Origin of the sequence: Pseudomonas sp. efr-133-TYG-103a (assembly GCF_030209235.1) — a bacterium.
In the GTDB taxonomy this organism is placed as follows: Bacteria; Pseudomonadota; Gammaproteobacteria; order Pseudomonadales; family Pseudomonadaceae; genus Aquipseudomonas.
The window spans coordinates 80,789-94,283 of record NZ_JARVSK010000012.1 but is presented as its reverse complement, the minus strand read 5'-3'; the positions used below and the strand labels follow the sequence as shown (position 1 = coordinate 94,283).

At 62.2% G+C, this 13,495-nt stretch carries 14 protein-coding genes; 10 read left to right on the top strand and 4 right to left on the bottom strand.

The genetic code is table 11. The features are described 5' to 3' along the window. Positions 1-201: 201 nt before the first annotated feature. From cobJ to cobG, 4 genes are read right to left on the bottom strand one after another with little or no spacing between them, the layout of a single operon-like run. Positions 202-1,914, bottom strand: coding sequence for a precorrin-3B C(17)-methyltransferase (gene cobJ, locus QRN36_RS11210; RefSeq protein WP_285424136.1), 1,713 nt, complete (start codon positions 1,912-1,914; stop codon positions 202-204). Further along, a complete protein-coding gene (locus tag QRN36_RS11205) occupies positions 1,914-2,648 on the bottom strand; it encodes a precorrin-2 C(20)-methyltransferase (protein ID WP_373568734.1) in 735 nt (244 codons plus the stop codon). The genes cobJ and QRN36_RS11205 overlap by 1 nt, the downstream gene beginning before the upstream one ends. Further along, positions 2,645-3,271 carry a precorrin-8X methylmutase gene (locus tag QRN36_RS11200; protein ID WP_285424135.1) on the bottom strand — a complete coding sequence of 209 codons (627 nt, stop codon included), beginning with the start codon at positions 3,269-3,271 and terminating at the stop codon, positions 2,645-2,647. Before QRN36_RS11200 ends, QRN36_RS11205 begins: the two co-directional genes overlap by 4 nt. Beyond that, entirely contained in the window at positions 3,264-4,616 is a 1,353-nt protein-coding gene (gene cobG, locus QRN36_RS11195) for a precorrin-3B synthase (protein WP_285424134.1), read from the bottom strand. The genes QRN36_RS11200 and cobG overlap by 8 nt, the downstream gene beginning before the upstream one ends. Positions 4,617-4,985: 369 nt before the next feature. Between cobG and cbiE the strand changes: the two genes are divergently transcribed. From cbiE to urtA, 10 genes are all read left to right on the top strand, one after another. After that, positions 4,986-6,188, top strand: coding sequence for a precorrin-6y C5,15-methyltransferase (decarboxylating) subunit CbiE (gene cbiE / locus QRN36_RS11190; RefSeq protein ID WP_285424133.1), 1,203 nt, complete (start codon positions 4,986-4,988; stop codon positions 6,186-6,188). Then, complete coding sequence (locus tag QRN36_RS11185) at positions 6,188-7,285, top strand: cobalt-precorrin-5B (C(1))-methyltransferase (protein ID WP_285424132.1); 1,098 nt, start codon at positions 6,188-6,190, stop codon at positions 7,283-7,285. Before cbiE ends, QRN36_RS11185 begins: the two co-directional genes overlap by 1 nt. Then, a complete protein-coding gene (locus tag QRN36_RS11180) occupies positions 7,282-8,028 on the top strand; it encodes a cobalt-precorrin-6A reductase (protein ID WP_285424131.1) in 747 nt (248 codons plus the stop codon). The genes QRN36_RS11185 and QRN36_RS11180 overlap by 4 nt, the downstream gene beginning before the upstream one ends. Before the next feature lie 93 nt (positions 8,029-8,121). Then, positions 8,122-8,460, top strand: coding sequence for a type II toxin-antitoxin system RelE/ParE family toxin (locus QRN36_RS11175; protein WP_093464880.1), 339 nt, complete (start codon positions 8,122-8,124; stop codon positions 8,458-8,460). Continuing rightward, on the top strand, positions 8,460-8,783 hold the full coding sequence (locus QRN36_RS11170) for a DNA-binding protein (RefSeq protein ID WP_093464882.1): 324 nt from the start codon (positions 8,460-8,462) through the stop codon (positions 8,781-8,783). Before QRN36_RS11175 ends, QRN36_RS11170 begins: the two co-directional genes overlap by 1 nt. Positions 8,784-8,842: 59 nt before the next feature. Next, a complete protein-coding gene (locus QRN36_RS11165) occupies positions 8,843-9,271 on the top strand; it encodes a DUF2946 domain-containing protein (RefSeq protein ID WP_285424130.1) in 429 nt (142 codons plus the stop codon). A 50-nt stretch (positions 9,272-9,321) separates the two neighbouring features. Beyond that, entirely contained in the window at positions 9,322-9,795 is a 474-nt protein-coding gene (locus QRN36_RS11160; RefSeq protein WP_285424129.1) for a copper chaperone PCu(A)C, read from the top strand. Positions 9,796-9,874: 79 nt separating this feature from the next. Then, positions 9,875-10,285 carry a DUF2946 domain-containing protein gene (locus tag QRN36_RS11155; protein ID WP_285424128.1) on the top strand — a complete coding sequence of 137 codons (411 nt, stop codon included), beginning with the start codon at positions 9,875-9,877 and terminating at the stop codon, positions 10,283-10,285. 78 nt (positions 10,286-10,363) lie between these two features. Beyond that, positions 10,364-11,740 (top strand): PepSY domain-containing protein, encoded by a 1,377-nt coding sequence (locus QRN36_RS11150; protein WP_285424127.1) that lies wholly within the window; start codon positions 10,364-10,366, stop codon positions 11,738-11,740. A gap of 357 nt (positions 11,741-12,097) precedes the next feature. After that, complete coding sequence (gene urtA, locus QRN36_RS11145) at positions 12,098-13,363, top strand: urea ABC transporter substrate-binding protein (RefSeq protein WP_093464894.1); 1,266 nt, start codon at positions 12,098-12,100, stop codon at positions 13,361-13,363. Positions 13,364-13,495: the final 132 nt, after the last annotated feature.

The following is a 13,495-nucleotide window of genomic DNA, read 5'->3' as shown; positions in this document are numbered from 1 at the left end:
TCATGGGTGGGCTCAAGCTAACAAACACCACCCACGCACTCCACCCTCCACATGTCACCAATTCTTAGCAGACGCTTACCGCTGTTCCGGCCTACGGACGCAGGTCTTTTGTCCTTCGCAAGTCAGGGTAACGGCTTACAGAAACACCAGTCGTTTCCCCTTCCGCAGTTGAGAGCCCCTCACCCATTGCGGGTCACGTGCTCACTTGACCGGTTTATCGCCATACCAACGTGGCGTGTAGACCCAGTGCGAGCCGTCGGCGCGGGGGAACACGCTCGTGGTCGATGAACCCACCAGCACCATCGTGCGCATATCGACCTGCTCGGGCGTCAGCTCTCCCAAGGTGATGATGCGCAACGTCTGCCCCGGGCGGCCTATGTCTCGGCCCAGCGTGATCGGGGTCTGCGGGCTACGGTGCTGACGCACGATTTCCAGCGCCCGCCCCAGTTGCCAGGGACGAGAACGGGAGATCGGGTTGTAGAACGCCAGTGCGAGATCGGCCTGACAGGCGAGGTCCAGGCGCTTTTCGATGATGCCCCAAGGCTTGAGGTTGTCGGACAGGGACATCACGCAGAAGTCGTGCCCCAGCGGCGCGCCAGCCTGAGCCGCGGTCGCCAGCGAGGCCGATACGCCCGGCAGGATTGCCAGATCGACCGCGTGCCACTCGCTGTTATCGGATTCATGCAGCGCTTCAAGCACGGCCGCCGCCATCGCAAAGACACCGGGGTCACCGGATGAAACGACAACCACCGAACGGCCTTGCGCGGCCAACTCGAAGGCATGCCGGGCGCGCTGCATCTCTTCTCGGTTGTCCGTGCAATGAAGCACCTGATCGGCGCGAAACGGACCAGCCATGCGCACGTACGTTTCGTAGCCCAGCACGTCATTCGCACGCGCCAGTTCGGCCTTCACGGCAGGGATCATGAACTCAGCAGCGCCCGGGCCGAGGCCGATGACAGCCAGGCGGCCACGGCTACGGCCTATCCGTTGAACATCCAGCGGCTGTGCCGCGACTGCGATCGCGAGCCCTTTCAACGGCGTCAACGGGGGCAACAGCTGCGGCAACGCCTGTTGCGCCATCTCGCTGGCCGACGCCTGCTCCACGAAGCGCAGCGGTACGCCCAGTGCGTGAGCGGCGGCGTGCAGCGCAGCATTCGCCATCTCGCCGCTGTTCGCCACCAGACAGGCGAGCGCCTGCAATGCGATGCGCGAATCGTGCAGCGCAGTCTTCACCGCATCGGCCGGATCGGGCAGCGATCCATCCACGGCGACCAGAACGTTGCGCGGATAAATCAGCAACTCACGAGTTGAGGGGTCGCGCTCGCGGTAATCGACATGAATCGCAAGCTGGGCATGTTCGTCTTCAGGCAGTTGAGCCTGCGCCAGCCACGGCGCCGCACCCTCGATGCGGACGCTTTCGCCGGACAGCAGATCGCTGACGAATCGCTTGCCCAGTTCCAGATCGCCCAGCGCGTAGCCTGGAGGCGGGTTCAGCAGGCAAGTGCCGAACCGAAGCTCGCCACTGGTGGTAATCGCAGCTGAGGTGTTCAGCGCAGCGGCGATTTCCCGCGCCATGACGTTGACCCCGCCCAGCCCGCCCAACAGCGGTACCACAGCGGTGCCATCTTCAGCGACCGCCAGGACCGGCGGCTCGGCGCCCTTCTCCAGCAAGACCGGCGCAAGCGTGCGGATGACGATGCCTGCCGCGCACAAAGCGACGATAGGCGTGTCCTGCTGATACAGCTGCCGCAGCGTTGCGCCGAACTCCGAATAGGTGCGGTCCACGCCGTCGACACGCTCGGCAAGGCCGTGGATCAGCGCGTCCGGATACAGCTGTTGAATTCGTCGCGCCGTGGCCAACGCACCTTTGCCCAACACGACGATTGCCGGCGCCTTGCCGTCAGAGGCGCCCATCAACCTTGCCACCTTTCGCCCGGGACGATGATCAGCGAGAAATAAGGCGACGACATCGGATCGACTTCCGCCAGCGGCACGACCTTCTGGTTCGCCATGGTCGCGCGCTCGACATACAGCGCCCGCTCGGCCAGCCCGGTCTCGACCAGCACTTGGCGCACTTTCGGCAGATTGCGACCCAGCTTCATGATCACCGCCGCATCGGCGTCCACCAGCTTGCGCTTCAGCTCATCGGCCGACAGCACGCCAGAGAGCACGGACAAGCTCTGATTGCGGTACACCAACGGCGCGCCCAATACCGAAGCGCCGCCAAGCATCGAGCACACACCGGGAACGACCTCGGCTTCGTATCGCTCGGCCAGCCGGTCGTGCAGGTACATGTAGGAACCGTAGAAGAACGGATCGCCCTCGCAAATGACCGCCACATCGCGACCTGCATCCAGGTGCGCGGCAACGTCCAGGCTGGCGGTGTCGTAGAAATCACTGATGATCTGTTCGTAGGACATCGGTGCAGGCAACGTTTCGGTGGTCACCGGATACACCAGCGGCATGAGCGTCTGCGCGGCCTGCAGGTGGGCCTCGATGATCCCGAAGGCGTTGCCCTTCTTGCCCTTGGCGACGAAGTACGCCACCACCGGCGACTCGCGCAGCAGACGCAGCGCCTTGACGGTGATCAGCTCCGGATCACCCGGCCCGACACCCAGTCCGATCAAACGACCGCGAGCCTGCATCATTCGATCTCCGTCGCGAGGGCGTTGACGGCGGCGGCCGCCATGGCGCTGCCTCCGCGGCGCCCCTGCATGATCACGTAAGGCACGCCGCGACTGTCTGCCGCAAGCATGTCCTTGGACTCGGCCGCGCCGACGAAGCCCACCGGAAAGCCCAGGATGAGGGCAGGTTTCGGCGCCCCGGCGTCGATCATCTCCAGCAAATAGAACAGCGCGGTGGGCGCGTTGCCGATAACCACCACCGCGCCCTCCAGATGAGGACGCCACAGCTCCAGCGCCGCCGCCGAGCGGGTGTTGCCCAGCTCACGAGCAAGCTCGGGAACGCTTTCGTTCTTCAGGGTGCAGATCACCTGATTATTGGCCGGCAGCCGCGCGCGAGTGACACCTTCGGCAACCATGTGCGCATCGCACAGAATCGGAGCACCAGCGGCCAAAGCCCTACGCCCCGCCGCGCCCGCGCCTTGAGAGAAGCGCAAACCTTCGGCCGCATCGACCATGCCGCAGGCGTGAATCACGCGTACGGCGAGTTTTTCCAGATCGGCCGGGATGTGCTCAAGCCGGGCTTCGGCGCGAATGATCGCGAAGGAGTTGCGATAAATCTCCTGACCGTCGCGAATGTAATCAATCATCGGTGCTGCTCCGTGAGTCGGCGATCAACAACGCGCCAACTGCTTCAATAGTGAGGTCACGCTCACGCAGCTGGCCAAATCCCGGCTGGTCTGCGTGACGAAAATAGAGGTCGTAGCGGCCGTCGGAAACGGCCAGCAAGGTCACCGGCGCGACGTGCGCAGCGGCGCATGAGCGCGTGCATCCGGACAGGTGAATCGCCTGACTGACGCCGTTGCTTTGCAACAAGGCTGCCAGCTTCAGGGCGTCGGCCTTGGTGTCCGCCAGCCCCTTTGCGCACGCCGCCGAGCCTGTGCAAGCGATGAGTTTCGACAGCGGCTCATCGGCGTCGCACGACAGGCCCGCGGCCCGCAGGCCGTCGAGTGCCGACCCTGACAGGTGCGCCGGGACATTGCGCAGCATGACGCTCTGCCACGGCGTCATGGCCAGCGTGCCGTCGCTCAGCTCGACAGACAGCTTCGCTGTGCTGCGCAACATGGACGGCGTCAAACGCCCCAAAGGCACGACGCCGCCCACGGAGGTGAGGCCCGGCTGTAACTGAGGTTGAACACCGATGTGGGCGTTGGTCTGGGCGGGACGCCGTTGCCAGCCGGTGATACGCGGGTCGGTATCAAGCGGCTGTGGCAATCGCGCGGCGAGCAGCTCGATGAAACGCGACGCGCCGATGTCCTTGAGCAGATCTCGCATCCGGACCTGATCGGGACGCGCCTGATCGAGGAACAATTCGAGCACGGCGATGACCATTTCGTGCGCCGTATCGAGCGTCACGGCCGCCAGCGGCGAATGGCTCGCCGGACAACCGGCAAGGCCGAAACCAATGCGCGTCTGGCCGCCGATGACCAGCGCAGACATCCACAGATCGTGCGAATGTTCGAGCATCGCCAAGCCTTCACCGCCATCCAGCGACAACGCAAACTTGGGCGAGAGTTCGTGCAGGCGCGGGTGATTTTCCAATGACTGCAAAATGCGAGCGCCCAGTGGCCGGACGTCAAGCACCTGCCGCGGATCGACGCCAGCCATTGGGCTGAGCATCAGATTGCGCACGTCATCGCTGGCAGGATTGCTGGGCCCAAGACCGGCGGCCAGAAGCATCACAATCAAACTGTCGGCGTCCGTTCCGATGCCGCGAATCTGCAAGTTGGCGCGATTGGTTGCCTCGATCACCCCGCCTGCAAACCGCTCGGCGGCGTCAGCGACAGCCTGCGCCTGCTCAGCCGAAATCACCCCGCCGGGCAGTTTGATCCGACAGATCCCGCCATCCAGCGCCGGCACGATACGCAACAACCCCGGACAGGCCGAGGGGCGTAGGGGTGCGGCAAGCGGGCGAGCGGACAGCGGCTCGGTCAAGGGTTCACCTGATGGGATCGGACTGGGCAGTCGTGAAACGGATGGTTACAGGGGCCGTATTATGCCTGCTTTGGATGCAGGCATGAAAAGACGGTCTGTCGGATGGGGCGTAATCGTGGTGATGAACGCTCAGGTTCGGACATGGCTTCAGGGTTCTGCTGCTCCAAGAGCGATGGACGATAGGAAAGCGCCGTGTGTGACGTCAGCAAACACCGCTCGCCAACCGGCCCGATTACGAAAGTTTCGGAAATCACCCACTTCGGCGTACATAAAGCCTTACGAATCGGGCCAGTCGGCGCGGTATCATGCCGACCTTATTCGCAGGTCCTGTAAAAGGCCCTTCGCATGCAACGGGTTTGAGGGCAATACATGGCGCCGTGGCTGACAGTCGTGGGAATCGGAGAAGACGGCTACAAAGGGTTGGGCAGGAATGCCCGGCACGCGCTGCTGCAGGCGCGTCAGGTGTTTGGCAGCTCGCGCCAGCTCGACCTTTTGCCGCTCTGCATCCAGGCTGAACGTCGCTTGTGGCCCAGTCCTTTTTCCTTGCAGCCTGTGCTGGAGCAGCGCGGCGAACCGCTGTGCGTGCTGGCCAGCGGCGACCCGATGCTGTTCGGGGTGGGCGTCAGCCTGTCACGCCAGGTGCCCGCGGATGAGATGCGCGTGATTCCCGCGCCTTCTTCCTATTCTCTGGCCGCCGCCCGCCTGGGCTGGGCGTTGCAGGACGTCGTGACGCTGTCGGTCGTCGCCCGGCCACTGGCAGCGCTGAGTGCCCATCTGCATGACGGCGTACGCCTGCTGGTGCTGAGTAATGATGGCCAGAGCCCGGCGGCCATTGCCGCGCTGCTGAGCGAACGTGGCTTCGGGCCGAGTCAAATGAGCGTACTGGAGCATCTGGGCGGCGACGCCGAGCGACGCGTTGACGCAATCGCCAGCGAGTGGGGAAACCCCGAAATCGCGGCATTGAATCTGGTCGCGATCGACTGCCGCGCACAACCAGACACCATGCGTCTTTCGCGAGTGGGCGGTTTGCCGGATGAGGCTTTTCGCCACGACGGCCAGCTCACCAAGCGCGACGTCCGCGCCATCACGCTTGCCCGCCTGGCACCTGTGCCAGGCGAACTGTTATGGGATGTCGGCGCGGGTTGCGGCTCGATCGGCATCGAATGGATGCGAGCACATCCGGGTTGCCGCGCGGTCGCGATCGAGTCCGACGAGGGCCGTCAGCAGCTGATCGAGTACAACCGCGATGCGCTGGGCGTTCCCGGCCTGCAGCTGGTGCGTGGTCGAGCGCCGGACGCACTGCAGGGCCTCGAGCCGCCGGACGCTGTGTTCATCGGCGGCGGCGTCACCCGCGAGGGCGTGCTGGAAGCCTGCTGGCAGCAACTGCGCTCCGGTGGTCGGCTGATCGCCAATGCCGTCACGCTGCAAAGCGAAGCGATGCTCGTCAACTGGCGCGAACGCCACGGCGGCGAGCTGACCCGCATCCACGTGGCGCACGCCAGGCCGTTGGGCGAGTTCGACACCTGGCGTCAGGCGCTGCCTATCACCCTGCTCGAAGCGATCAAGCCCTGATGCGCGAAGAGACCGGCGAGCAACCTGCGCCGCTGCGCAGCGGCCTGACCACGGGAAGCTGCGCCACCGCGACGTCGCTGGCTGCCGCGCAACTGCTGCTGACGGGGCAAGCGCACGACGGCATCGACATCACACTGCCCAAGGGCAGGCAGGTTCAGATGCGCCTGGAGTTCTGTCGCCTGCTTGCCGATGGCGCCGAAGCCGGAACGATCAAGGACGCCGGTGATGATCCCGATGTCACCCATGGCGCCCTGCTGTCTTCAAGGGTTCGTCTGATACCTGAACCCGGCGTGCGGTTTGTCGCGGGTCCGGGCGTAGGAACTGTCACCCGGCCGGGATTGGTGCTGGGCGTCGGGGAACCGGCGATCAACCCGGTGCCACGCCGAATGATGATTGAACACCTGACGCGCCTGGCGGACGAATCCGGTTATCGCGCAGGCTTCGAGGTCACGGTCAGCGTCGAAAACGGCAGCGAGCTGGCGCTCAAGACCATGAATCCTCGACTGGGAATCCTCGGCGGCCTGTCGATCCTGGGCACCAGTGGCATCGTTCGGCCGTTTTCCTGCGCGGCCTATATCGCCTCGATCCATCAGGGCATCGATGTCGCCAAGACCAATGGGTATGCGCACATTGCCGCCTGTACCGGCAACGCCAGCGAAGACACCATGCGCCGCGTGTATGCGCTGCCTGACATCGCACTGATCGAGATGGGCGACTTCGTCGGCGCGGTGCTCAAGCACCTGCGCAAAGTGCCCGTGGACAAACTCAGCCTGTGCGGAGGCTTCGGCAAAATCAGCAAACTGGCTGCCGGGCATATGGACCTGCACAGCCGGCACTCCAGCATCGATCTTGAGCAACTGGCGCAGTGGGCCGCCGATGTCGGGGCTGATCAGACGCTGCAATTGAACATCCGTGAAGCCAATACCAGCCAACAGGCGCTGGCGATGGCGAGCGCGGCGGGGATCGCGCTGGGGGATGCGGTTTGCCAGCACGCCCTGGCCTTTGCCCGCAGCGTCGTGCCGGCGCAGGTTCAGGTCGAAGTGTTCGCCATCGATCGCCAGGGCGGCATCGTCGGCCGCGCCGGAGCTTTCCAGTGAGCGCCGGGGCAGACAAACGCGTGTTATTGCTGGGCGGCGTGACCGAAGCACTCGCCATCGCCCGAACCTTGGGCCCGCGGCACATCTACAGCCTGGCGGGCGTCGGGCGAGTACCGAACGATCTGCAGTGTCAGGTGCGCGTGGGCGGATACGGAGGCGCAGAAGGTCTGGCGCAATTCATCCGCGCCAAGGGGATCGATCTGATAGTCGATGCCACTCATCCTTACGCCGCGCAGATCAGCCGCAACGCCGTGGCCGCTGCCCGGATCGCCAGCATCGCGTGCTGGGCGCTACGCCGCCCCGCCTGGCAGGCGGGTCCTGGCGATGACTGGCGAGAGGTCGGCGACTGGGCAGAATTAATGACCGCCCTCGCCCCTTTCCAGCGTCCGCTGTTCACCCTCGGCCGCGAACCGTTGCAGCACATCCACGAGATTCCGGAGCATCAATTCTGGACGATGCGGGCGCTCGAAGCCTGCCCTGGCAACGCACGATGCGAAGTGATCGGGGCGCGCGGGCCGTTTCTTCTGGCCGATGAGCGAGATCTGTTTGCGCGTCGCGACATCGACGTGCTCATCAGCAAAAACAGCGGAAGCAGCGCCACCGAACCCAAGCTTGAAGTCGCACGGGAACGCGGGCTGCCAGTGCTGATACTCAAGCGACCGGACTTGCCTGAGGCGGACAGCATGTTTGGAGATGTAGGGGCGTTGCGGGAGGCGTTGGACAGCTTTTTGGCAAGACAATAAATATGTACCGCACCGAACTGATCGATTGAGGAGACACTCACTTCCCAAAAAGCAGATGGCCGGAAAGGTAACTTAAGCGTTACCATCACTTCGATGATTGATGTTCGAGAATACTTAACCAACGATCAGAAAAGCCCGTTTAACGCCTGGTTTTCTACTCTCCCAGCCGCGGCTGCGGTGAAAGTCAGTACAGCACTGGCGCGAATGGAGTCCGGCAACACTTCAAACATCAAATGGCTCGATGGATTAGGGGAATACCGGATCAACTGGGGGCCTGGATATCGAATTTACCTGATCCGGGAAGGCGAGCGATTGATCATCCTGTTCGGAGGCGGGACGAAGTCAGGGCAAAGCGCGGACATCAAGCGCGCCCGAACAATGATTGCGGACTTCAAGGCCCATAAAAAGCAAAGACATGAGCGAGGCGCCTGATGGCTCTGACCCGCAGCTACAGAACCACCACAATCGAGCGAAGTCAGCGCGACCCCGAGTTTGCCCAAGGGCTGCTCGATGAGGCCGCGACCCTTTTTCTCAATGGCGAGCCGGAAGTAGCCCGGATCTTGCTCCGTGATCTGGTCAACGCAACCTTGGGATTCGAGGCACTGGCGAAGGAAACCGAGAGGCCCAGCAAAAGTCTGCACCGGATGCTCTCTGCTCACGGCAACCCCAGCATGGATAATCTGGCAGCGATATTCGGGGCGATGCGTTCTTGGCTCAACGTCGAGATTCGCGTGACCGCTGTGCCAGCCCAATGAGCAATGTGCGACACAACGCCGCACCTCAGTTTTTTACTTATCAAGACCGTTCAGGCTAAATGGCCGACATGAAAGAACAACAAAAGAACGTCATACGCCTTAAACGTCGCCGAGCTATCGCCTGGATTGCGTGTTTCGCGCTGCTGTTCGGGATGCTGGCGATGCCGATGACGCCGACCATGCCGCGTTCGCAGGGCGAACAATGGGCATGGGGCAGTTTTTGTACCGGCAGTGGCGGCTCCCGTGTGCTCGCCACGCAAATCAGTACCGGCGATCAGCACCTCCCTGCCAATCAGCCCCACACGATCATGCAGCACTGCGCCTGCTGCTCAGGCTCTCTGACGATGGTCGCGGTCCCGACGGGCATGGGTTTCGGATTGTTTTCACTCGTTGAACCCGTACGCTTCCCGACGGCGGTGGTGGTCTTTCATGCCCCGCCGCGCCTGCAGTGGCCGACGCTCAATCCGCGTGCGTCTCCAAGAGTCTGACCGTTCGCTCGCGCTGTAACCTGCGTACTGAATGAAATGGAGACTGCGTTGTGTTGAAGATATTCACGCTGTTGGCGGCATTGCTGTTGCCGACCTGCTATGCCGAAGCTCATGATTTTACGAAGGGCCCGCTGACGATCGCCTCGCCCTGGTCGATGGAGCTGCCGCCGAATGCGCCTACCGTGGCCGCATACTTCGTGATCAGTAACACCGGTGCGGCCGATCGCCTGACCGGCGTGGACAGCCCGATCGCAGGATCCGCTCAGTTGCACGAGCACGTGAGCAAGGACGGTCTGATGAAAATGCAGCACGTCGAGACCGTCGAAATCCCGCCCGCAGGTCAGGTCACGTTCGCGCCGATGGCCTACCACGTCATGCTGCTGGATCTCAAAGACCGCTCCAGACTGGTTGACGGTCAGCGCTTCCCGCTGACCCTGCATTTCGAGAAGAGCGGCGATGTGACCGTCGACGTTCAGGTGCAGAAGCAGGCCCCGGATAGCACTGCTGCGACCCACGCCCATTAACGCTTCACCACGCTGGCTCTGAAAACGCTTGAGCACCACACCCGCAGCACGCAACCGAACAGCCAACGCTCCTCGCAGAATGCAGGGCGCGTGGCTGAGCCTGTTTGCGATGCTCATGATCTTCATCGGGCCGCTGATTTCCCAGTCGATGCCGATGGAACATCACCCCGGGATGCCCGCCACGATGGACATGTCGATGCCGTCAGGCATGGACATGCCCGGCGCGATGGAGATGGGCGCAAGCGAACACAGCGCACACCAACAGAGCAACGACGCCGCCGCCGATATCGATCATGTCATCTGGGCCAAGTGCGGATACTGCACGCTGTTGTTCAGTTGCCCGGCGCTGACCCAGACGCTGGCCGTCGTCGCACCGGTTCCACCCAGACCCGCCGATTTCTACAACGCCGTTCCGCAACGGGGCCATGCCCAGCGCAATGTCTTCGCGAACGCACGCAGCCGCGCCCCTCCGCTTTCGTCAGTCACCTGATTCGAACAATCCGCAATCGCTGCCCCATCAGGGCACGGCGTATTGCGCCGTGTTTATCCCTGACGGGAGCGCTTCACCATGTCCAGAACAAATGTGTCGTTCTACAACCTCGCGTGGCGATGGCATTTTTATGCCGGTCTGTTCGTCGCGCCTTTCATGATCCTGCTGGCGCTGACCGGGATCATTTACCTGTTCAAGCCGCAGCTGGATCCGTTGATGTACGGCGAGCTGCTGACCGTCAAACCCGGTCACCACATGCTGACGGCCGATGATCAGCAGAAGCGGGTCCTTGAAGCCTACCCTGATGCGCCGATCAGCAAGTACCTGCCGCCCGTGAATGCCCAGAGCAGTGCCCAGTTCGTGATCAAGCGCGAGGGGCGTGACGTTAACCTGTTCATCGACCCTTACACCGGCAAGATTCTCGGCACCCAGGATGCCAAGGACAATCTGCAAGCCATCGCCCGCGAGCTGCACGGCGAACTGATGATCGGCACTGTCGGTGATCGGCTGGTGGAGCTCGCAGCGGGCTGGGGGATCGTGCTGGTGGTTTCCGGTCTGTACCTGTGGTGGCCGCGCGGACGCTCGTCGGCCGGCGTGCTGTGGCCACGCGTCTCGGCCCGGGGCCGTGTGCTGTGGAGAGACCTGCACGCAGTAACCGGATTCTGGGGCTCGGTGGCGCTGCTGTTCATGCTCCTCAGCGGCATGACCTGGACCGGCATGTGGGGAAAAATGTACGCCGATGTCTGGAACACCTTCCCGGCCGCCATGTGGAACGAGGTGCCGAAATCTGACAAGCAGGCAGGGGATCTGAACAACGCCAGCGTCCAGACCGTGCCTTGGGCGATGGAAAACACCCCGATGCCGGTTTCTGCCGGGGGCGACCATGCCGAACACATGCATCATCACGGTACGTCCAGCGCCCCCGCCGCGCCGACGATCACCTTGCAGCGTATCGTCGACATCGCGCGCGAGCGCGCCATTGAGCCTGGCTACAGCATTACAGCGCCGAAAACGGCCGATGGCGTCTTCACCGTTTCCGTCTTTGCCGACGACCCGCGCAACGACGCCACGCTGCATGTGGACCAATACAGCGGCAAGGTATTGGCGGACGTGCGATACACCGATTACAGCGCGGTGTCGAAAGCGACCGAACTGGGCGTCATGCTGCATGAGGGCAAGATGTTCGGCTGGGTGAATCAGGCGATCATTCTGTTCATCTGCCTGATGGTGCTGCTCAGCTCGGTGAGTGGCATCGTCATCTGGTGGAAGCGTCGCCCACAAAACGGGTTCGGTGTTCCGCCGCTGCGCCATGACCTTCCTCGCTGGAAAATCGCGACGACCGTGATGGTGATCCTCGGCGTAGCCTTTCCGCTCGTCGGGATTTCCATGATGGCAATATGGTTGCTCGATCGGATAGCCATTTCGCGCTTTGCCAAAACGGCGACAACAGCTTAGATTGCGTCCTGCGGGGCCTGGTACCTTTTGGGTGGTTTAGTGATGAATTCCTCCTCATTTCCGGTTTCAGGCCCCGCCCTTCTCTTTGCCCGCTCACTGATGCGGCGCGTATCACGCTCCTGATGCCGTAAAAACCTGTCGACCCGGACAACATCTGCGCACCAGTTCAGCGCACCTTGCGCACCATCCCGCCAGCCAGACCCCAGATTGGTGCGACCGGCGCCGCTTTCGCGACGCTTTCATTCGATTTTGCGACGTTTACACGCTTGGCCCAGCCTTTGCTAAAGCCTAAGCAGACTCAACATCTGCACCGCCAACAGCCGTCATTATTAAAAAATCAAAGAATGGAGCTAGCCAATGAAGCGTCGTAGTTTGCTTAAAGCGTTCACCTTGTCCGCATCGATCGCCGCGATGGGTTTGACCTGGACGGCTCAGGCCGCTGACACCATCAAGGTCGGCATTCTGCATTCTTTGTCCGGCACCATGGCCATCTCCGAAACGTCCCTCAAGGACATGGCGCTGATGACGATCGATGAAATCAACGCCAAAGGTGGCGTCAACGGCAAGAAACTGGAAGCGGTGGTCGTCGACCCTGCGTCCAACTGGCCGCTGTTCGCTGAGAAAGCCCGTCAGTTGATCACTCAGGACAAAGTGTCAGTGGTGTTCGGCTGCTGGACCTCGGTATCGCGTAAATCGGTACTGCCAGTGTTTGAAGAGCTCAATGGCCTGCTGTTCTACCCGGTGCAATACGAAGGTGAAGAGATGTCGCCGAACGTGTTCTACACCGGCGCTGCGCCTAACCAGCAGGCGATTCCTGCGGTCGAGTACCTGATGAGCGAAGACGGCGGCGCAGCCAAGCGCTTCTTCCTGCTGGGCACCGACTACGTCTATCCGCGCACCACCAACAAGATTCTGCGCTCCTTCCTGCACTCCAAAGGCGTGAAGGACAGCGACATCGAAGAGGTCTACACCCCGTTCGGCCACAGCGATTACCAGACCATCGTGGCGAACATCAAGAAGTTCTCCGCAGGCGGCAAAACCGCTGTGATCTCCACCGTCAACGGCGACTCCAACGTACCGTTCTACAAAGAATTGGGTAACCAGGGTCTGAAAGCGACCGATGTTCCGGTGGTTGCGTTCTCCGTCGGTGAAGAAGAACTGCGCGGCGTCGACACCAAGCCTTTGGTGGGCAACCTGGCTGCCTGGAACTACTTCGAATCGGTCAAGAATCCGGTCAACACCAAGTTCGTCGCAGACTGGAAGGCGTACGCCAAAGCCCACAACCTGCCGAACGCTGACAAGGCAGTGACCAACGACCCGATGGAAGCCACTTATGTCGGCATCCACATGTGGGCCCAGGCGGTTGAGAAAGCCAAGTCCACTGACGTCGACAAAGTCCGCGAAGCCATGGCCGGCCAGACCTTCGCAGCGCCGTCGGGCTTCACGTTGACCATGGACAAGACCAACCACCACCTGCACAAGCCGGTGATGATTGGCGAGATCAAATCCGACGGCCAGTTCAACGTCGTCTGGAAGACCAAAGAGCCAATCCGTGCCCAGCCTTGGAGCCCGTTCATTCCAGGCAACGACAAGAAGCCTGATTACGCGGTGAAGAGTAACTGACACATTGTCGGGCCCCGCGCCCGACACCTCCTGTAGGAGCGCGGCTTGTCCCGCGATCTGGCGCGAAGCGGCAGTAAATCCATCACATGCGGTGTATCTCTCATACCGTGTTTGCAGGTTTTACGACGGGTC